Genomic DNA, 19,188 nt, shown 5'->3' with positions numbered 1-19,188 from the left:
CCCGACCCGCCGGAGCGGATCGGGGCCTTCGGGCGACGGGTCAGCGGGACTGCTGCGCCGGCACGCCCAGGGTGTCGTCGGTCGGCACCGAGGCGGCGGCGACGGCGGCACCGGTCAGCGTGGCCAGCATCTCGCGGACGTTGGTCAGCTGGGCGTTGATCGAGTCGCGGCGGTTGGTCAGCGCCGCCAGCTCGCGCTCGGATTCGCTGCGGATCCGGTCGGCCTTGGCGTTGGCGTCGGCCACGATGTCCTCGGCCTGGCGCTGCGCGGTCTCCACCGTCTGGCGGGCCCGGCGCTCGGCGTCGGTGCGCAGCTTCTCGGCCTCCAGGCGCAGCTGCTCGGCCCGGTGCTCGATCTCGGCCAGCCGCTTCTCGGCCTTGGCCTGACGGGCCGCCAGGTCGCGCTCGGACTGCTCGCGGCGCTTGGCCAGGTTGGTCTCGAACTCCAGCGCGGCCTGGGCGGCCTTGGTGCGGGTCTCCTCGAAGAGGGCGTCCGCCTCCTCGCGCTTGTTCTGGGCGTCCTTGTTGGCCTCGGCGCGCAGCTGGGCGCTGTCGCTCTTGGCCTTCTCGACGATCCGCAGACCCTCGTCCTCGGCCTTGGCCTTGCGGTCCTTGGCGTAGTTCTCCGCCTCGGTGCGGACCTGCTGGGCGGCCGCCTCGGCCAGCTCGCGGTGCTGCTCGGCGGCGCGGTGCGCCTCCTCACGCAGGTCCTTGGCCTCCTCCTCGGCCAGCCGCAGGATCTTCTCGACCCGGGCGCCGAGACCGGCGTAGGAGGGCTCCGACTCGACCACCGCGGCCTGGGCGGTCTGCGTCTCCAGGTGGAGCTCCTCGATCCGCTTCTCCAGGGCGGAGATCCGAGCCAACGCGCTGTCACGGTCGGCCACCAGCTTGGTGATCCGCTCGTCGACCTGGGCGCGCTCGTACCCACGGCGCACCAGGTCGAAGCCGTGAGGGGAGTGACTGTCGCTCATGGGGTTGGGCTTCCTGTCGTCAAACCAATGAGGTGGTTGAGGGAATCCTGACACGGTACCGGAGTGTCGTAGGCGAGAAGCCTATGGCTGACGGACAATGTCCGCTCAATCGGGTGGTGTCCTCTCGGACCTGCCGCCACCCGATCGGGGGGCGCCCACTCCTGCGCCCGCCTTTGATCCCCCGTTGGCTCCGCCACCGCCCTTTCGGCCGTTGCTCTCCTGCGCGGCTGCGGCCTCCCGGGCGGCGGCCTGCTGCACCGGCGAGGGGGCCTCGAAGGCCTCCAGCGCCGACAGCACGTCCTGTACCCGGGAGATCTCGGTGTTGATGTCCTTGCGTCGCCGGACCAGCTCGTCCAGCTCCCGGCGGCCCTCGTCGGTCACCCGCTTGGCCTCGGCGCGGGCCGCCGACTGCACCCGGTCGGCCTCCTCCTCGGCCAGCCGCAGCTGCTCCGCGGCGGCCTCCTCGGCCGACCGCAGCCGCTTGCCGGCCTCCTCGGCGGCGGCCTCCAGCTGCTCCTCGGCGCTGTCCCGGGCCTCGGCCAGCCTCTGCTCCGCCTCGGCCGCCAGCCGCTCCGCCTTGGCGGTGGAGTCGGCCAGCTTCTGCTCGGCCTCCTTCAGCAGGCCCTCGGCCTTGCGGACCGCGGCGATCCGCACCTTGGAGGCCTCGGCGGAGGCCTCGGAGGTGAGTTCGGCGGCCCGCTCCTCGGCGGCGGCGACCAGGCCCGCGGCCCGCTCCTCCGCCTCCGCGACGGTGGCCACCGCCTGCTCCTCGGCCTCGGTCAGCTGCTCCTGAGCCGCCGTCACCAGGGCGTCCACCCGCTCGCCGGCCGACTTCATGGCCTGCGCGTTCTCCTTGCGGGAGCGCTCGTGCAGGGCCTCGATCTCGGCCTCGGTGCGCTCGCGCAGCTCCTCGGCGCGCTCCCGGATCGCGGTCGCGTCCCGGCGGGCCTCGGAGAGCACCGCGTCGGCGTCCGCCCGGGAGCGCTCGACCTCGGCCTGGCCGGCCGCCTCGCCGGCCTGGACCAGCCGGTCGGCCTCCTTGCGGGCCGCGGCCACCATCGCGTCGGCCTGTTCCTCGGCGGCCGCGGTGGTGGCCAGCGCGGTGGACTGCGCCTCCTCGCCCAGCGACTCGGCATCGGCGAAGGCCTTCTCCAGCACGGTGGTGGCCTGCGCCCGGGTCGCCGAATCGTACTGCTCGGCCTGCTCCCGGACGGTGCGGTCGTAGGCGTCCGCGTTGGCCCGGGTGGTGGCGTCGTACTCCTCGGCCAGGGTCCGGGTGGCGCCGGCGAACTCGTCCGCCTCGGCGCGCAGCCGGGCCGCGTACTGCTCGGCGTCGGCGACCAGGGCGGCGGAGCGCTCCTCGGCCTCGGCCACCGTGCGCTGGGCCAGCGCCTCGGCCTCGGCGAGGCCCTGCTGGGCCAGCGCCTCGGCCTCCGCCAGGGTCTGCTGGGCCAGCGCGTCGGAGTCGGCGCGCAGCTGGACGGCGTACTGCTCGGCCTCGGCCCGCAAGGTGTCCGCCTCGGTGCGCAGCTGCTCGCTGTAGACCTCGGCCTCGGTGGCGATCCGGGCCGCCTCGCGCTCCGCCGCGGCCCGCTCGGCGGCGGTCTCGGCGGCGGTGCGCTCGCGCAGCTCGGTGGTCTCCCGCTCGGCGGTGCCGCGCAGCTCGGTGAGCTCGGCGGCGGTGCGCTCGTGCAGTTCGGCGGCGGCCGCCTCGGCCTGCTCGGTGAGCTCGGCGGCGGCCCGCTCGGCCTGCTCGGTCAGCTCGGCCACCTGCTGGGCCGCCCGCTCGTGCAGCCCGGCCACCGACTGGCGCACGGCGGCGGCCTCGTCCTCGGCGGCGGCGACCAGCTCGGCGGCCCGGGCGGTCGCGGCGGCGGTCGCCCCCGCGGCCTCCAGCCGGGCCTGCTCCAGCGCCTCGGCGATCTCGGCGCGCAGTTCGGCGGCGTCTGCCGCGGCCTGCGCGCGCTCCTGCTCGGCGGCGGCGCCGGCCTGCTCCAGGGTCTGCGCGGCCTGCGCCCGCATCGCCTCGGCGGCGGCCTGCGCGTCGCCGCGCAGCACCGCGGCCTCGCGCTCGGCGGCGGCCCGCTCGGCGGCGGCCTCGGTCGCGGTGCGCTCGCGCAGCTCAGCGGTCTCGGCGGTGGCGCGCTCGCGCAGCTCCGCGGCGGCCGCCTCGGCGGCCTCGCGCAGCTCGGCGAGCTCGGCCCGGGTGCGCTCGGTCAGCCCGGACAGCTCCGCGGTGGTGCGCTCGCGCAGTTCGGCGGCGGCCGTCTCGGCCTGCTCGTGGATCTCCCGGGCCGCGGTGTCGGCCTGCTCGCGGATCTGCCGGGCCGCGGTCTCGGCCTCCTGCCGGGCCTGCTCGGCCTCGGCCACGGTCTGCTGGGCGGCCGCCTCGGTCCGCTCGCGCAGCTGCTGGGCGGCGGTCAGCGCGGCCGCGGTCTCCGCGCGCTCGCGGTCCAGCGCGACGGACGCCTCCTCGGCGGCCCGCCGGCTCTCCTCGCGCAGCGCGTTGGCGGTGGCCTCGGCCTCCGCGACCAGCCGCTCCGCCTCGGCGCGGGCCTGCCCCTCGCGCTCCTCGGCCGCCTGCTGGGCGGCCTGCTGCAGGGCGGCGGCCCGCTCGTCGGCGGTCGAGCGGATCCGCTCGTCGTAGTCGGCGGCGGCCTTGCGCAGCTCGGCGGTCTCCCGCTCGGCGGCGGCCCGGTTCTCGGCCGCCGCGGCCTTGGCCGCGGCCAGCGCGTCCTTGCCCTGCTGGGCGGCGGCGGCCACCGCCTTCTCGGCCTCGGCCCGGGCCCGGTCCAGCATCTGCTGTGCCCGGGCCTGCTTCTGGCCGACCTGCTCGGTGGCCTCGGCGCGCATCCGGGCCACCTCGGCGGCGGCGCCCTCGCGCAGCTCGTCGGAGTCGGCCTTGGCCTTGGTGAGCAGCTCCTCGGCGGTCCGGGCGGAGTCCTCTATCTGGGCCACGGCCTGCCGGCGGGCCTCGCCGCGGGTCCGCTCGGCCTCGGCGGCGGCCTGGGCGCGCAGCTCCTCGGCCTCGGCCCGCAGCCGGGCGGCCTCGTCCTGCATCGCCTCGACCCGGGCACGGATGTCGGCGGCGTCGTCCAGCGCGGCGTTCTGCGCCTGCTCCACGGCGGCCTGGGCCTGCTCGCGCAGCCGCTCGGCCTCGGCCGCGGCCTCGGTGCGGATCCGCTCGGCCTCGGCGGTGGCCTCGGCCCGGGTGGCCTCGGCGTCCTGGGCGGCCCGGGCCAGCGCCTCCTCGGCGCTCTTGGCGGCCTTGGCCAGGTGCACGGTGGCGTCCTTGGCGCCCTCCGCGCGGCCCTGCTCGCGGGCGTCGGCGCGGATCGCCTCGGCGGCCGCCTCGGCCTGGGCGCGCAGCTCGGCGGACTCCGCGTGGGCGGCGGCGCGCTGCTCGGCGATGGCCGCCTCGGCCTCCGAGCGCAGCTGCTGGGCGACCGATTCGGCAGCGGTGCGCAGCCGGTCGTTCTCGTCGTCGGCGGCGGCCTTGGCGGCGTCCGCCTCGGCCTGCGCGGTCTGCGCCCGGGCCAGCATCTCGGCGGCCTCGGCCTTGACCCGGTCGGCCTCCTCGGTGGCCCTGGCGACCATCCGGGCCACCTCGGCCTTGGCGGTCTTGGAGCGCTGCTCGCTGGCGGCCTCGCCGTCCGCCACCCGCCGCTCGGCCGCGAACTCGGCCTCGGCACGGAGCTGCTCGGCGGCCCGGGTGGCCTGCTCGCGCAGTTCGGCGGCCTCCTGGCGGGCCCGCTCGGCCTCGGCCCTGGCCTGCTCGCGCAGCCGCTCGATCTCGGCGGCGGCCCGGGCGGCGGCCTCCTCGGCCTGTTCGCGGTCGCGCACCGCCTCGGCCTTGAGCCGGCTGATCTGCGCCTCGGCGTCGGCCAGCTGGGCCTCCACGGCGGCCTGGGCGCCGGCCAGCTGCTGCTGGGCCTCGGTGGCGGCGGCCTCGCGCTGGGCGGCGGTCTCGGCGTTGGCCTGCTCGGCCTGCTCGCTGGCGGCCCGGAGCAGCCGCTCGGCGTCGCTCTGGGCGCGCAGCAGCGCGGCCTCGGCGGCGGCCTGGGCCTCGCCGCGGGCGGCGTCCAGGTCGGCGGCGGCGTGTGCGCGGGCCTGGTCGGAGACGGCGGCGGCCTCGGCGCGGGCCGCGGCGACCATCCGCTCGGCCTCGGCGCGGGCCTCCTGCAGCAGGCGCTGGGCCTCCTGCTCGGTGCCGGCCCGGGTCTGCTCGGCCCAGTTGACGTTCTCGTTGACGTGCTGCTCGGCGGCCCGGCGCAGCTCGACCAGCTCTTCCTCGAGCTGGCGGCGGCGGGCGACCAGCTCGGCCTCCAGCCGGGCGGTCCGCTCGGCGGCCTCGGCCATGATCCGCTGGGTGGCGGCCTGGGACTCGCGCAGCTGGCGCTCGGCGTCGGCGCGCAGCGCCTCCGCCTGCATCTCGGCGGTGCGCAGAAGCTGCTCGGCCTGGCCGGAGACGGCGTCGAAGGCGCGCGGCTGGGCGAGCTGGCGGCGGGATTCGTGCAGCTTGGCCCGCAGCACCTCCACCTGGTAGGCGAGGTCCTCGGCATGCTCGGCGGTCTTGTCCCGCTCCTTGCGAAGCCGCTCCATCTCGGCCTCGAACTGGGAGAGGTGATCATCAACCTCGTAGCGGTCGTTGCCCCGCACTGCGCGGTCCCATCCATCTCCTGGTCGCGTCCTCGACCGCTGCGGCCCACCACCGTCCCCGGCGGGGCCGGCCGCACCGGTCCTTGCATCCGCGACCGGTTCGGACGGTCACGGTCGGAGTCGGGTGCCGGTCGGGCGCGCGGCGGACCGCGCTCCGCCGACCGGGTGGACTCCTGGGCGAACTCTTGCCTTGTGGAGAATGGTGACAGATCCGACGAGCGACCGTTCAGCCGTGCCCTGGTGATGGACTCCCCTACGACCCTGGGCAGTGTAGTGGGCGAAAGCAAAGCTGTAACCGTCGAGGGGGAGCCTTTGCCAGGTTACCGGCCGGTCGGAGCCGACCGGCCGGTCCTTCCGGGGGCTCCGCTCAGTGCTCCGCGGGCTGCTCGGCCGAGGTCACCAGCTCGGTCAGCACGCCGTGGCAGTCCTTCGGGTGCAGGAAGGTGATCCGGGAGCCCATCGAGCCGATCCGGGGCTGCTCGTAGAGCACCCGGACGCCCTTGTCGCGGATCGCCTCGGAATCCGCGTCGACGTCCGCGGTGCCGAAGGCGATGTGGTGCACGCCCTCGCCGTTCTTGGCGAGCCACTTGCCGACCGCGGAGTCCTCCCGGGTCGGCTCCAGCAGCTGGAGGTAGGAGGCACCGCCGTCCGAGGTCTCGTTGATCTTGAGCATCGCCTCGCGGACGCCCTGCTCCTCGTTGACCTCGGTGTGGAAGACCTCGAAGCCGTAGGTGGCGCGGTAGAACTCGACCGTCCGGTCGAGGTCGAAACAGGCGATGCCGATGTGGTCGATCCGGGTCAACACGGGAATCCTCCTTGACGGGTGAGCGGCGCGGCTGCCCGCAGTGTCCCACCCCGGGCGTCCCGCACCGCGTGCGAGCCTGATCACACCGCGGCCTCGGTGACGGCCGGGTTACGTGTCAGTAGATTGGGCGTCATCCCTCTCCCCGGGCTCCTCGCCGTGCTCCGGCCCGGACGGACCCGATGGCCAACGTGCGAAGGGGCTCGTGCCATGCCTACCGCTTCCGCAACCACGTCCGTGATCGTCGCGGGCGCCCGCACCCCGATGGGCCGGCTGCTCGGCTCGCTCAAGAACTTCACCGGCGCCCAGCTCGGCGGCGTCGCCATCAAGGCCGCGCTGGGGCGGGCCGGGGTGGCCGGCGAGCAGGTGCAGTACGTGATCATGGGCCAGGTGCTGCAGGCCGGGGCCGGCCAGATCCCGGCCCGCCAGGCCGCCGTGGCCGCCGGCATCCCGATGACGGTGCCCGCCCTGACCATCAACAAGGTCTGCCTCTCCGGCCTGGACGCCATCGCGCTGGCCGACCAGCTGATCCGGGCCGGCGAGTTCGACATCGTGGTGGCCGGCGGCCAGGAGTCGATGACCAACGCCCCGCACCTGCTGCCGAAGTCCCGCGAGGGCTTCAAGTACGGCGCGATCGGCATGCTCGACGCGATGGCCTACGACGGCCTGACCGACCCGTGGGAGAACATCCCGATGGGCGAGTCCACCGAGAAGCACAACACCCGGCTGGGCATCCCGCGCGAGGCGCAGGACGAGATCGCCGCCCGCTCGCACCAGCGGGCCGCCGCCGCGCAGAAGAACGGCGTCTTCGAGGCCGAGATCGTGCCGGTCGAGATCCCGCAGCGCAAGGGTGACCCGGTGCTGTTCAGCCTGGACGAGGGCATCCGCGCCGACACCACCGCGGAGGGCCTGGCCAAGCTGCGCCCCGCCTTCACCAAGGACGGCACGATCACCGCCGGCACCTCCTCGCAGATCTCCGACGGCGCCGCCGCGGTGGTCGTGATGAGCAAGGCCAAGGCCGAGGAGCTGGGCCTGAGCTGGATCGCCGAGATCGGCGCGCACGGCAACGTGGCCGGCCCGGACAACTCGCTGCAGTCCCAGCCGTCCAACGCGATCAAGCAGGCGGTGGCCAAGGAGGGCATCGAGGTCGCCGACGTGGACCTGATCGAGATCAACGAGGCGTTCGCCGCGGTCGCCTACCAGTCCGCCAAGGACCTGGGCGTCAGCCACGACATCGTCAACGTCAACGGCGGCGCGATCGCGCTCGGCCACCCGATCGGCATGTCCGGCGCCCGGGTGGTGCTGCACCTGGCGCTCGAGCTGGGCCGGCGCGGCGGCGGCATCGGCGCGGCCGCGCTGTGCGGCGGCGGCGGTCAGGGCGACGCCCTGATCATCCGGGTGCCCAAGGCCTGAGACCGCAGCGAGGAGTCCGTCCGATGATCGATGTGCCCACCCTGGTCGAGCAGGCCCGCGCGGGCCGTCCGCGCGCGGTGGCGCGGCTGATCTCGCTGGTCGAGAACGCCGCCCCGCAGCTGCGCGAGGCGATGGCGGCGCTGGCTCCGCACACCGGCCGGGCCTACACGGTGGGCCTGACCGGCTCGCCCGGGGTGGGCAAGTCCACCTCCACCTCGGCCCTGGTCTCGGCCTACCGCAGGCTCGGCAAGCGGGTCGGGGTGCTGGCGGTGGACCCGTCCTCGCCGTTCTCCGGCGGGGCGCTGCTGGGCGACCGGGTGCGGATGCAGGACCACGCCACCGACCCGGACGTGTTCATCCGCTCGATGGCCACCCGCGGGCACCTGGGCGGGCTCTCCTGGGCCGCGCCGCAGGCGCTGCGGGTGCTGGACGCGGCCGGCTGCGAGGTGATCCTGGTGGAGACCGTCGGGGTCGGCCAGTCCGAGGTCGAGGTGGCCGCGCAGGCGGACACCACGATGGTGCTGCTGGCGCCCGGGATGGGCGACGGCATCCAGGCGGCCAAGGCCGGGATCCTGGAGATCGGCGACCTCTTCGTGGTCAACAAGGCCGACCGGGACGGCGCGGACGCCACCGCCCGGGAGCTGAGCCACATGCTCGGCCTCGGCGAGGCCCGGCAGCCGGGGGACTGGCGCCCGCCGATCGTGAAGACGGTGGCGGCCCGCGGCGAGGGCGTGGACGAGGTGGTCGAGGCGCTGGAGAAGCACCGCGCCTGGCTGGAGGAGCACGGCGAGCTGGCGGCCCGCCGGCGCCGCCGGGCGGCCCAGGAGGTCGAGGCGATCGCGCTGGCCCGGCTGCGGGCCCGGATCGGCGACCTGCGCGGCGACCGGCACCTGGACGCGCTGGCCGAGCAGGTGGCGGCCGGCCGGCTGGACCCGTACGGGGCGGCCGACGAGCTGGTGGCCGGGCTGACCGACCGGTAGGAGTGACGCCTGAGGCGGGCCCCTGACCACCGGTCAGGGGCCCGCCTCAGGTGCTCAGAGCTTGCCGCGCAGCCCGCGCAGGTGCTCGGCGATCGGGGCCAGCGCCTCGTACATGGCGTCCAGCTGGGCCTCGTCCAGCCGGTCGACGAAGTGCGCCCGGACGCTGCGGACGTGGTCCGGGGCGACCTTGCGCAGCAGCTCCCAGCCGTGCTCGGTGAGGTGGGCGTAGAGGCCGCGGCGGTCGCCGGGGCACTCCTGGCGCAGCACCAGGCCGGCCGACTCCATCCGGGTGATCTGGTGGCTGAGCCGGCTCTTGGACTGCAGCGTGGCGGCCGCCAGGTCGGTCATCCGCATCCGCCGCTCGGGCGACTCGGAGAGCACCACCAGGATCTCGTAGTCGTTGATCGCCAGGTCGTGCTGGCCCAGCTCGCGGCTGAGCTGGTACTCCAGCAGCTTGCTGACCTCCAGGTGGGCACGCCACAGGCGCTGTTCACGGGCGGTCAGCCAGGGGGCGTCGTCCTCCGCGGGAGCGGCCGCGAGCCCGGCCGGTTCGGTGCTGGTCTGCGTGTCCATACCAGGAATTCTACCCTCGGTTGTTCAATTTTCTACTACTGGGAGCGCGCCCATCGCCGCGCCGCTGCTCAGACGGCCGTCCCGCGCGCCGGAGCGGGGGCCGCGGCGGGCGCCGGCGCCGCCATCGTCTCGACCTCCAGCAGGGAGGCCGAGTGCCGCTCGGCCTCGAAGGCCGCGAAGCCGCCGCGCAGCCCGAAGAGCCGCTTGGAGAGCAGGATCCAGAGCACGGCCAGGGCGTTGAGCGCGGTGGTCGCGATCTTCAGCGCGGTGGCGTGGTGGCTCAGCTCGTACCCCTCGGGGATCAGGAACACACCGGTGGCGACCACCGCCAGGTACTCCGCCCAGCGCTTGTTCAGCCAGAGCCCGACGCCCTCCACGCCCTCGATCAGCGAGTAGAGCGCCACGCCCGCGGCGACCAGGCCCAGGGTGCTCTTCCGGTAGTCGAAGGTCTTGCGGATGCTGTCCACCACGGAGGCGTGCTCCAGGTCGTAGTGGAAGTGGTCCGCGACCGGCTTGAGGGTGGTCAGATCGTGCTCGAAGAGGTCGCGCACCGCGTCCTGGCTGTTCGCGAACTTCCAGACCGCCCAGGCGGCCAGCAGGCCGATCACCGCCCGCAGGATCCGCTCGGCGGCCAGGAAGCGCAGCACGAACAGCTCCCGCAGCGCCTTGCCGCGCGGCACCAGCGGCGCGTCGGCGGCCGGGCCGGAGCCGTGCGGCGCGCCCAGGGCGAAGTCGCCGCAGCGCAGGCAGCGCCAGGCGTCGCCCATCGCGGTGGCGGCGTGCAGCCGCTCGCGGAACTCGGGTTCGGCGGGCGCGTAGGTGATGTGGCCGCGCTTGGCGCAGCTGCGCCGGTTCCAGTCGCGCTTGAACATGCCGGTCGGCTCCCCCTGTAGCAGCTGCCGGCCTCCCCTGTCGGACCGTCAGACTTTCGTGCCGCAGCACTATAGCGAGCGGCTCCGACGGCGGCGGCCCGCTGCGCGCCGGTGTGAGCTTGCCCACCGGGAGGGGCCCCGGCGGCCGGGCGGCGGGGGTGGCGGCTGATAATGGGCGACAGCTTGTGCCCCCGTTCACAAGCGCCCCGCCGAACCGTGAGGTGTCACCCCGTCATGCAGAACAGCGCCGCGCACCGCCTGCGCCTCGTCTCCGGCCCGGAAGGCCTGTCCTTCATACTCCTGCTGGTCTGCTCGGTGCTGAAGCGGACCACCAGCTTCGACGCCGTGCCGGTGATGGGCATGGTGCACGGCCTGCTCTTCATCGCCTACGTCGCCTTCCTGGGCCTGGCCTGGCAGAAGAACGGCTGGCCGGCCAAGCGCGCGCTGCTGCTCTTCGTGCTCTCGATCGTCCCGACCGGCGGCTTCTTCGCCGAGCGGATGCTGGCCCGCGAGGAGCGCGGCCGGGCGGCCGTCCCGCAGACGGCCTGATCCCTTTCGTGGTCCCACCATTCGGTCGACCCGGGGGAGCCCGGGCCGACCGCCGGTACGGTGTGGGGCGTGGCCAAACCCCTCGCCCTCGACTTCGACCCGATCGCCCGTGCCGACGAGCTGTGGGCCCGCCGCTGGGGGCAGGTGCCCGCGATGGCGGCGATCACCTCGGTGATGCGCGCCCACCAGATCCTGCTGGCCCGGGTCGACGCCGTGGTCAAGCCGTACGGGCTGACCTTCGCCCGGTACGAGGCGCTGGTGCTGCTCACCTTCAGCCGCACCGGTGAGCTCTCGCTCTCCAAGATCGGCGAGCGGCTGATGGTGCACCCGACCAGCGTGACCAACACGGTCGACCGGCTGGAGGGCGCGGGCCTGGTCTCCCGGCGGCCCAACCCGCTGGACGGGCGGGGCGTGCTGGCCGCGATCACCCGGCGCGGGCGTGAGGTGGTGGAGGCGGCCACCCGGGAGCTGATGGCGATCGAGTTCGGTCTGGAGAGCTACGACGACGAGCAGTGCCGACAGGTGTTCGAGCTGCTCAAGCCGCTGCGGGTGGCGGCCGGCGACTTCGCCGAGGCACCCGCCGAGGCCCCCGGCGAGGCGGCCCCGTAAGGGCGGTTACCCTCTACCGAAGCCCCTTGTCCAGTGAAAGCTGCGTCCTGATGAAGCCCACCCCCCTGCTCGCCTGGTATCGGGCGCTGGCGATCGCCACCGGCTGCGCGCTGCTGATCTTCTGCGGGTTCATGATCGCGAAGTACGGGTTCGACACCGCCAAGGACGTCACCATGTACGTCGCGATGCTGCACGGCTATCTCTACATCGGGTACTTCGTGGTGACCTTCCTGCTCGGCCAGAAGCTGCGCTGGCCGCTCGGCCGGCTGGTCTTCACGCTGGCCGCGGGCTGCATCCCGTTCGCCTCGTTCCTCGCCGAGCGCCGGGTGGTCCGCGAGGCCGCCGCGGCCGGCGCCGCCGCCGCGCCCGCCGAGCAGCCGGTCGGCGCCTGACGGCCCCCTCGCACCACCCGCAGAGCCCCCGCCCCGGCGGGGGCTCTGCGCGTTCCCGGGGACACGGAGCCGATGGGCATCGACAAGTAGTAGGACGTCCGAGTAAATTTCCAGGACGTCCTACTATCGCCGACCCGCCCGACCGGCGGGTCCACCCCCCACCGGAGCGGAGCCCATGGACGCCGAGGAGATCGAGCGCGGCAGGCAGCGCTGGCAGCAGCGCTACGACCGGGCCCGCAAGCGCGAGGCCGACTTCACCACCCTCTCCGGCGACGAGGTGGCGCCGGTCTACGGCCCGCCCGCGGGTCAGCCGTACGAGGGGTTCGAGCGGATCGGCTGGCCGGGCGAGTACCCGTACACCCGCGGCCTGCACCCCACCGGCTACCGCGGCCGGACCTGGACCATCCGCCAGTTCGCCGGCTTCGGCAACGCCCGGCAGACCAATGAGCGCTACAAGATGATCCTGGAGGCGGGCGGCGGCGGCCTCTCGGTCGCCTTCGACATGCCCACCCTGATGGGCTACGACTCGGACGAGGCCAAGTCGCTCGGCGAGGTCGGCCACTGCGGGGTGGCGATCGACTCGGCCGCCGACATGGAGGTGCTGTTCGACTCCATCCCGCTCGGCGAGGTCACCACCTCGATGACGATCAGCGGCCCGGCCGTGCCGATCTTCTGCATGTACCTGGTGGCCGCCGAGCGCCAGGGTGTCGACCCGGGGGTGCTCAACGGCACCCTGCAGACCGACATCTTCAAGGAGTACATCGCGCAGAAGGAGTGGCTCTTCTCGCCCGAGCCGCACCTGCGCCTGATCGGCGACCTGATGGAGTACTGCGCCGAGGGCATCCCCGCCTACAAGCCGCTCTCGGTCTCCGGCTACCACATCCGGGAGGCCGGGGCCACGGCCGCCCAGGAGCTGGCCTACACGCTGGCCGACGGCTTCGCCTACGTCGAGCTGGGCCTCTCCCGCGGCCTGGACGTGGACGTCTTCGCGCCCGGCCTCTCCTTCTTCTTCGACGCCCACCTTGACTTCTTCGAGGAGATCGCCAAGTTCCGCGCGGCCCGCCGGATCTGGGCCCGCTGGCTGCGCGAGCGGTACGGCGCCAAGACCGACAAGGCGCAGTGGCTGCGCTTCCACACCCAGACCGCCGGGGTCTCGCTGACCGCCCAGCAGCCCTACAACAACGTGGTGCGCACCGCCGTGGAGGCGCTCTCCGCGGTGCTCGGCGGCACCAACTCGCTGCACACCAACGCGCTGGACGAGACCCTGGCGCTGCCCAGCGAGCAGGCCGCCGAGATCGCGCTGCGCACCCAGCAGGTGCTGATGGAGGAGACCGGGGTGGCCAACGTGGCCGACCCGCTGGGCGGCTCCTGGTACGTGGAGGCGCTGACCGACCGGATCGAGGCGCAGGCCGAGGAGATCTTCGCCAGGATCCTGGAGAAGGGGCAGCTGGCCACCGGCGGCGCCGAGCACCCGATCGGCCCGATGACGGCCGGCATCCTGCGCGGGATCGAGGACGGCTGGTTCACCGGCGAGATCGCCGAGGCCGCCTTCCAGTACCAGCAGAAGGTGGAGAAGGGCGAGAAGCGGGTGGTCGGGGTCAACTGCTTCCCGAAGTCGGTCACCCCGGAGCTGGAGATCCTGCGGGTCAGCCACGAGGTGGAGCGCGAGCAGGTGCGGGTCCTCGGCGAGCGCCGGGCGGCCCGTGACGAGGCCGCGGTGCGGGCCGGCCTGGACGCCATGCTGGCGGCCGCGCGGGACGGCTCGAACATGATCCCGGCGATGCTGGACGCGGTGCGGGCCGAGGCCACCCTGGGCGAGATCTGCAACGCGCTGCGCGCGGAGTGGGGCGTCTACCGGGAGCCGGCCGGCTTCTGAACCGAACTCCCCGAGGGCCGGGACGGCAGCCGCCGTCCCGGCCCTCAGCAGCTCTGGGCCAGCCCGGGCGCGAGCAGCAGGGTGGTGAACCGGCGGATCCAGTCCGGGTCGGCCGGCTCGCCTATCACCAGCATCCGGTGCTCCACGGCGCCGGCGATGGTGTCGAAGATGATGTCGATCTCCTCGGCCCGGTGCTGCGGGTCGCCGTCGGCCGGGATCTCGCCGCGGGCCACCGCGTTGGCCAGGCCCTCGTGCACCAGGCGCTTCTGCGGATCGACGATGTGCTCGCGGATCCGGCGGCGCAGCTGCGGGTCCCGGCTGCCCTCGGCGAAGAGCGCGAGCAGCGCGGCCTGGCTCTCCGGGCGGGCCAGCAGCTCGGCGAACTGGGTGACCACGTCCTCGATGTCGGCCTGCAGGCTGCCCCGGTCGGCCACCACCAGCCGGTCGAAGAGGCTCGCCACCGCGTCCACCACCAGCTCGTTCTTGGAGGGCCAGCGCCGGTACAGGGTGGTCTTGGCGACCCCGGCGCGGACCGCCACGTCGCCCATGGTCAGACCGCCCCAGCCCAGGTCGGCCAGCGCCGCGCGGGTGGCGTCGAGGATCGCCAGGTCGGCGGCGGCGCTGCGCGGGCGGCCCTTGGCGCGGGAGGGGGTGGCCACCGGGGGCCTCCTTGGGGATGGGGGCGGAGTCGATACTCACCAGTAGCTTGTCCGGGGACTGCCACGGTAGCGGCCCCGGGCCGAGCGGCGGAAGTCGTAGCGGAAAGTGGGGCAGGTCACGTCGGTACGTGATAGGCGGGGCTTGCGCCGACCGGGGCGGGGGCAGATACGCTACGACCTGTAGCGAATAGAGCGGCAACCACGCGCCGGTCCCGTGGGAGGGGCGGGCGCGGCAGCGCGGATGGGGATCCGCGCACGAAGGCTCTTGCTACCGGGGGTATCCGCAGGACTTTCGCGCGGATGGCGCCCGGCACCGGCGCGGACGGGGGAGGATGGTGCCATGCAGCCACGGAACACGCATCTGAACAGCGCCGCCCTGCGCGGCGCGGTGGACCTCGCAGCGGTGAAGGCGGCCGGGGAGGCCGCGCAGAAGGCCGAGCAGGCCCGCGCCGAGCGCGCCCGGCAGGCCGCCGCCGCCGGTGCGGAGGGAGCTCCCGCCCTCGCCCAGCCGCTGGTGATCGACGTCACCGAGGAGACCTTCGAGGACGAGGTCGTCCAGCGCTCCACCGAGGTGCCGGTGGTGATCGACTTCTGGGCCGAGTGGTGCGGCCCCTGCAAGCAGCTCAGCCCGATCCTGGAGCGCTTGGCCGAGGAGTACGCCGGCCGGATCGTGCTCGCCAAGATCGACGTCGACGCCAACCCGCTGATCGCCCAGCAGTTCGGCATCCAGGGCATCCCCGCGGTGCTCGCGGTGGTGGCCGGCCAGCTGGTGCCGCTCTTCCAGGGCGCCGAGAACGAGGCCAACGTCCGCAAGGTGCTGGACCAGCTGATCGCGGTGGCCGAGCAGCGGTTCGGCATCACCGGCCTGCAGGGCGGCGGGGCCCCCGCCGAGGGCGAGGCCCCCGCGGCCCCGGCCGCGCCGGGCGACCCGGCGCTGAACGCGGCGCACGACGCGCTGGACCGCGGCGACCTGGCCGGCGCGGTGCAGGCCTACCAGGACGTGCTGGCCGAGAACCCGGGCAACGCCGAGGCCAAGCTGGGCCTGGCCCAGGCCGAGCTGCTACACCGGGTGGAGGGCTTCGACGCCGCCGCCGTGCGCACCGCGGCCGCGCAGCACCCGGCCGATGTCGGCGCCCAACTGGACGCGGCAGACCTGGACCTGGTGGGCGGTCACGTCGAGGACGCGTTCGGTCGGCTGGTGGACGTGGTGGGCCGCACCGCCGGCGCCGACCGGGACGCCGCCCGGCTGCGGCTGCTGGAGCTGTTCGAGGTGATCGGCCCGGAGGACCCGCGAGTGGTGGCGGCCCGCGGCGCGCTGGCCCGAGTGCTCTTCTGACGGTCGGCCGGCGACCCCGAGTGCCGTTGGTGGCACGGGGGATGACCTGCGGTGTCGCCCTAGGCGGCGCCACAACCGGGTGAACCCGCCAAGGGTTTATCAAATCTTGATACGTCCCGTGCACGGTCACCTCGGGTGACCGTGCACGGGTGTTTCCTTCCCGTTTCCAGCAGATTTCTCCGAGGTGGCACGGGGATTTCGTCACGCTGTGTCGATGTCATGAATGCGCCATGATCATTGCGCCAAGGTGTTGGATTACCCGTCAGTAAGGAACCTCTTGTGCTTCGGCCGGGATTCCAGCACGATCGGCCACGCCCGGTCCCTCACTTCATCCCCCGGCAGTCTGCCGGACACCCGGAGTGCGGGATCCCCACCGGGTGACCGCCGGCCCCCACCGACGGTTGAGAGGGCAGGGGGGTGTCCGCGTCCCACCGCGGTTCCTGTCCTCATCCGGTCGCGCGACCCCGTGCGGCCGTCTGGTTGTCGCTCGGGGGGTTGAACACCGGAGGCCGGCTCACAGCCCGGCGCCGGTGCTCGTCGCCACCGAGGACGTAGCTCTTCTCCCATCCCCGGCCGGACCTTCCGGCCGGCCGGAGATGTACGTCCGAGAAGGAGGACACGCATGTCCAAGACTTATGGCAAGACCCGCTGGAAGCGCTTCGCCCTCGTGATGGTGCCCAGCGTGGTCGCCACCGCCGGTATCGGCGTCAGCATCGCGCAGAGCGCACTGGCCGCCTCGTTCAGCGTCTCCGGTCAGAGCTTCAAGGTCACCGCCGACCACCTGCGGGGGAGCAACTTCTCCCAGTTCGGCAGCGTCGACGTCTCCGCCGACGGCAAGCCGCACGTGATCGCGGTCTCGGCCTTCGACAAGGCCACCATCCACAACCTGTGCCAGTCCGTGGTCACCGACCTCGGCCCGCTCGGCAAGTGGACCCTGCAGCTGCACGCCGGCACCGCCGCCGAGCAGAACTCGACCGACGACCAGGGCGCCTACGACGCGTCCACCGACCCGGGCCAGGTCCAGGCCAGCAACCTGCTGCTCGACATGGACCAGCTGCAGGCCGACGCGACCTTCCACTCGATCAGCATCGGGCAGGACGCCTCGACCCTGCCGGGCACCGCGGCCCAGGGCTTCAAGGACATCAAGGGCGGCGGCCTGCCGACCGGTGCGCAGGGCTTCGCCCAGGCCGCCCCGAAGGCCGAGCTGCACGGCGTCAAGCAGGAGGCGTGGGCCACCTCGGCCGGCACCTTCAAGCTGCCCGGCCTGAACCTGGCCGTCTCCCAGGGCGCCAACGAGTGCTACTGATCCGTCCTTGACGGTCCGCCCGACCCGGTCACAGTGCCGGGCGGCACCGGACGGAACGGAGCGGGGCCGTCGCTGACGGCCCAGCGGGGGAGGGGGCGGCCGGCCGGCCGTCCCCTCGCCCCACACCCAGAGCCTTCACCTCGGACAGATCCGCGAGGAGTTCCATCGTGACCACCGCAACCGCCGGCCTTCCGCCCGAGGAGGCGGACCGGTCCGTCCCGCTTGCCACCCGCTTCACCAACTGGCGACGCTCCCGGCCGTTCTGGGGCGGGCTGCTGGCCGTGATCGCGGGTGTGCCGATCCTCTACTTCCCGTACGCCCACATGAAGCTGGGCAGCCTGACGGTGGCGATGTCCACCACCGCGGGCGCGGGCTCGCTGGTCATCGGCGTGCTGCTGATGGTGCTGGGCATCTCGGCCTGGTACCAGCCGGCCAGCCGGATCTTCTGCGGGGTCGGCGTCACCATCCTCACGCTGATCTCCATCCCGGTCTCCAACCTGGGCGGCTTCCTGCTCGGCCTGATCCCGGGCCTGATCGCGGGCGGCCTGCTCTGTGCCTGGACCCCGCTGACGGCCGACCAGCTGAACGCCAAGGCCGAGCAGGAGGCCGAGCAGGCGGTCTTCCGCCGACCGGTCGAGAACCAGCTGGCCGCCCAGTGGGCCGAGCGCAACGGACAGCTGCCGCAGCAGGCCGCCGCCGAGCCGGCCGAGCAGCCGGCCGAGGTCCCCGCCGCCGCCGAGCAGTCGGGGGCGGACGAGTGAGCGCCGAGGCCGAGCAAGGCGGGCAGCCGCTGCCCGCCCCGCACACCGGTTCCGGCCGGCACGCCGCCCCGCGGCAGCGCGGCCGCCACCGGGCCCGGCTGCTGGCCGCCGCCGCGGTTCCCACCGCGCTGCTGATGGCCTCCAGCGTGGTGCCCGAGCTGGCCCACGCCGCGGCCGCCGGCGGGGCTGCCTGCACCCCGGCGCCGACCACCGTGACCCCGGTGCCGAAGAGCCGGCTGACGCCGCTGCCCGCGCCCACCAACGCCGCAGCGCACGGCACCGGCAGCGCGGTCAGCGCGACCTTCATCGCGCCGCCGCCGCCCTCCGGGGTCTCGTCGCAGCAGGCTGCCGCCGCCGTCACCGGTGCCGTGGTGCGCCAGGCCGCCGCGGTGGACCCGGGCCAGACGCAGGGCCAGGGCCTGATCGGCACCATCGTGGGCGGCATCGTGGGGATCTTCGACCCCCACCACCAGGACGCCTCGACGAGCCCGAGCCCCAGCGCCACCCCGAGCCCCTCGGCGGCCGGCGCCGCGCCGCGGGCGGCCACCCAGGCCGCCCCCTCGGCGTCCGCGAGCGCGAGCCCGGCGGCGTCCGCCCCCGGCGCGAGCAGTGCGCCGAGCGCCGGTGCGACCGCCGAGCCGGTGGCACCCAGTGCCACCGCCGCGCCCACCGCGAGCGGCAGCGCCTCGGCGAGCCCGAGCAGCAGCGCCGGTGCGAGCGCCAGCGCCAGTGCCTCCGCCAGCGCCAGCGCCTCGCCGAGCTCCAGCGCGAGCACGAGCGCGAGCCCCGTGCCGGTCTCGCCCTCCGCCGTCGCCTCGGCGCTGGCCAACGGCGACACCCGCCCCCTCTGCCCGGTGGACACCAGCAACGTGGCCGCCGCGGGCACGCTGGGCGGCCAGGTGGTGCCGGATCAGAGCTGGACCCTGCACACCACCAAGCTCTCGCTCTACGGCGCGGTCTTCGGCGGCGTCTACGAGGTGCACAGCCCGACCCGGACCTACCGGGTGCTCAAGTTCACCGTCTCCTCGGTGGACATCGACAACCTCGACATGTCGACCATCGAGAACACCGCGACCGGCTCCACCCCGGCCCAGACCCTGCACGTCAAGGGCGGCCCGGGCACCACCTCGACGATGCGCAACGGCCCGATCACCATGTACGTGGAGAGCCTGAGCGGCCAGCTGGCCTCGCTCTACGGCATCCCGCTGCCGCCGCTGGGCGCCATCACGCTCACCCCGGACACCCTGCCGGAGTGGCTGTACAACCTGATCGGCGCCGTCCCGATCCCGATCGACATGGCGCTCACCGGCGTCAAGGCCGTGCAGGCGGGCCAGTTCGGCGGGGACCTGCACATCCCGGGCATGCACCTGTACAACGACACCACCCCGTACGACGGGCTCTGACGGCTCGTCACCGCCGTGCCCCGCCGGG

The 19,188-nt window shown here is 74.1% G+C and carries 16 protein-coding genes; 10 read left to right on the top strand and 6 right to left on the bottom strand.

Annotated elements, in window-relative coordinates; translation table 11 throughout:
* Positions 1-40: 40 nt before the first annotated feature.
* From ACFYNO_RS07570 to mce, 3 genes are all read right to left on the bottom strand, one after another.
* Positions 41-970, bottom strand: coding sequence for a cellulose-binding protein (locus tag ACFYNO_RS07570; protein WP_388006859.1), 930 nt, complete (start codon positions 968-970; stop codon positions 41-43).
* A 105-nt stretch (positions 971-1,075) separates the two neighbouring features.
* Positions 1,076-5,629 carry a hypothetical protein gene (locus tag ACFYNO_RS07565; protein ID WP_388006856.1) on the bottom strand — a complete coding sequence of 1,518 codons (4,554 nt, stop codon included), beginning with the start codon at positions 5,627-5,629 and terminating at the stop codon, positions 1,076-1,078.
* A gap of 367 nt (positions 5,630-5,996) precedes the next feature.
* A complete protein-coding gene (gene mce, locus ACFYNO_RS07560; protein WP_388006853.1) occupies positions 5,997-6,434 on the bottom strand; it encodes a methylmalonyl-CoA epimerase in 438 nt (145 codons plus the stop codon).
* A gap of 207 nt (positions 6,435-6,641) precedes the next feature.
* Between mce and ACFYNO_RS07555 the strand changes: the two genes are divergently transcribed.
* Together ACFYNO_RS07555 and meaB are read left to right on the top strand one after the other, a co-directional pair.
* Positions 6,642-7,844 carry an acetyl-CoA C-acetyltransferase gene (locus tag ACFYNO_RS07555; RefSeq protein WP_388006850.1) on the top strand — a complete coding sequence of 401 codons (1,203 nt, stop codon included), beginning with the start codon at positions 6,642-6,644 and terminating at the stop codon, positions 7,842-7,844.
* 23 nt (positions 7,845-7,867) lie between these two features.
* On the top strand, positions 7,868-8,824 hold the full coding sequence (gene meaB / locus ACFYNO_RS07550) for a methylmalonyl Co-A mutase-associated GTPase MeaB (RefSeq protein ID WP_388006847.1): 957 nt from the start codon (positions 7,868-7,870) through the stop codon (positions 8,822-8,824).
* A gap of 54 nt (positions 8,825-8,878) precedes the next feature.
* Here meaB and ACFYNO_RS07545 read toward each other — a convergent pair whose 3' ends face one another.
* Positions 8,879-9,397, bottom strand: a complete 519-nt coding sequence (locus ACFYNO_RS07545; RefSeq protein ID WP_388006844.1) for a MarR family winged helix-turn-helix transcriptional regulator — start codon at positions 9,395-9,397, stop codon at positions 8,879-8,881.
* A 68-nt stretch (positions 9,398-9,465) separates the two neighbouring features.
* Entirely contained in the window at positions 9,466-10,269 is an 804-nt protein-coding gene (locus ACFYNO_RS07540) for a DUF2127 domain-containing protein (protein ID WP_388006841.1), read from the bottom strand.
* Positions 10,270-10,503: 234 nt separating this feature from the next.
* Between ACFYNO_RS07540 and ACFYNO_RS07535 the strand changes: the two genes are divergently transcribed.
* The 4 genes from ACFYNO_RS07535 (at position 10,504) to ACFYNO_RS07520 (ending at position 13,695) form a co-directional block, all read left to right on the top strand.
* Positions 10,504-10,818 carry a DUF3817 domain-containing protein gene (locus ACFYNO_RS07535; RefSeq protein WP_388006838.1) on the top strand — a complete coding sequence of 105 codons (315 nt, stop codon included), beginning with the start codon at positions 10,504-10,506 and terminating at the stop codon, positions 10,816-10,818.
* 69 nt (positions 10,819-10,887) lie between these two features.
* A complete protein-coding gene (locus ACFYNO_RS07530; RefSeq protein ID WP_388006835.1) occupies positions 10,888-11,427 on the top strand; it encodes a MarR family winged helix-turn-helix transcriptional regulator in 540 nt (179 codons plus the stop codon).
* 50 nt (positions 11,428-11,477) lie between these two features.
* Positions 11,478-11,819 carry a DUF3817 domain-containing protein gene (locus ACFYNO_RS07525; RefSeq protein WP_388006832.1) on the top strand — a complete coding sequence of 114 codons (342 nt, stop codon included), beginning with the start codon at positions 11,478-11,480 and terminating at the stop codon, positions 11,817-11,819.
* Between the two features lie 175 nt (positions 11,820-11,994).
* Complete coding sequence (locus ACFYNO_RS07520; RefSeq protein ID WP_388006829.1) at positions 11,995-13,695, top strand: methylmalonyl-CoA mutase; 1,701 nt, start codon at positions 11,995-11,997, stop codon at positions 13,693-13,695.
* 44 nt (positions 13,696-13,739) lie between these two features.
* On the opposite strand, the gene ACFYNO_RS07515 is transcribed toward ACFYNO_RS07520, so the two are convergent.
* Positions 13,740-14,354, bottom strand: coding sequence for a TetR/AcrR family transcriptional regulator (locus ACFYNO_RS07515; RefSeq protein WP_388006826.1), 615 nt, complete (start codon positions 14,352-14,354; stop codon positions 13,740-13,742).
* 340 nt (positions 14,355-14,694) lie between these two features.
* On the opposite strand from ACFYNO_RS07515, the gene ACFYNO_RS07510 reads away from it, so the two are divergent.
* The 4 genes from ACFYNO_RS07510 (at position 14,695) to ACFYNO_RS07495 (ending at position 19,160) form a co-directional block, all read left to right on the top strand.
* On the top strand, positions 14,695-15,690 hold the full coding sequence (locus ACFYNO_RS07510) for a tetratricopeptide repeat protein (RefSeq protein ID WP_388006823.1): 996 nt from the start codon (positions 14,695-14,697) through the stop codon (positions 15,688-15,690).
* A gap of 622 nt (positions 15,691-16,312) precedes the next feature.
* The gene (locus ACFYNO_RS07505) at positions 16,313-16,996 is read left to right on the top strand and encodes a DUF6230 family protein (RefSeq protein WP_388006820.1); all 684 of its coding nucleotides are present in this window, start codon (positions 16,313-16,315) and stop codon (positions 16,994-16,996) included.
* Between the two features lie 167 nt (positions 16,997-17,163).
* Positions 17,164-17,757: a DUF6114 domain-containing protein gene (locus ACFYNO_RS07500; protein WP_388006817.1), complete on the top strand. Its 594-nt coding sequence runs from the start codon at positions 17,164-17,166 to the stop codon at positions 17,755-17,757.
* Positions 17,754-19,160: a hypothetical protein gene (locus ACFYNO_RS07495; protein ID WP_388006814.1), complete on the top strand. Its 1,407-nt coding sequence runs from the start codon at positions 17,754-17,756 to the stop codon at positions 19,158-19,160. Before ACFYNO_RS07500 ends, ACFYNO_RS07495 begins: the two co-directional genes overlap by 4 nt.
* Positions 19,161-19,188: the final 28 nt, after the last annotated feature.

Origin of the sequence: Kitasatospora sp. NPDC006697, from assembly GCF_042869935.1 — a bacterium.
Classification (GTDB): Bacteria; Actinomycetota; Actinomycetes; order Streptomycetales; family Streptomycetaceae; genus Kitasatospora.
This window is presented reverse-complemented; position numbering and strand designations above follow the sequence as displayed.

Coding starts and splice junctions, on each gene's coding strand:
- ACFYNO_RS07570 (WP_388006859.1), bottom strand. CDS start 970: ATGAGCGACAGTCACTCCCCTCACGGCTTCGACCTGGTGCGCCGTGGG.
- ACFYNO_RS07555 (WP_388006850.1), top strand. CDS start 6,642: ATGCCTACCGCTTCCGCAACCACGTCCGTGATCGTCGCGGGCGCCCGC.
- meaB (WP_388006847.1), top strand. CDS start 7,868: ATGATCGATGTGCCCACCCTGGTCGAGCAGGCCCGCGCGGGCCGTCCG.
- ACFYNO_RS07545 (WP_388006844.1), bottom strand. CDS start 9,397: ATGGACACGCAGACCAGCACCGAACCGGCCGGGCTCGCGGCCGCTCCC.
- ACFYNO_RS07540 (WP_388006841.1), bottom strand. CDS start 10,269: ATGTTCAAGCGCGACTGGAACCGGCGCAGCTGCGCCAAGCGCGGCCAC.
- ACFYNO_RS07535 (WP_388006838.1), top strand. CDS start 10,504: ATGCAGAACAGCGCCGCGCACCGCCTGCGCCTCGTCTCCGGCCCGGAA.
- ACFYNO_RS07525 (WP_388006832.1), top strand. CDS start 11,478: ATGAAGCCCACCCCCCTGCTCGCCTGGTATCGGGCGCTGGCGATCGCC.
- ACFYNO_RS07520 (WP_388006829.1), top strand. CDS start 11,995: ATGGACGCCGAGGAGATCGAGCGCGGCAGGCAGCGCTGGCAGCAGCGC.
- ACFYNO_RS07510 (WP_388006823.1), top strand. CDS start 14,695: ATGCAGCCACGGAACACGCATCTGAACAGCGCCGCCCTGCGCGGCGCG.
- ACFYNO_RS07505 (WP_388006820.1), top strand. CDS start 16,313: ATGTCCAAGACTTATGGCAAGACCCGCTGGAAGCGCTTCGCCCTCGTG.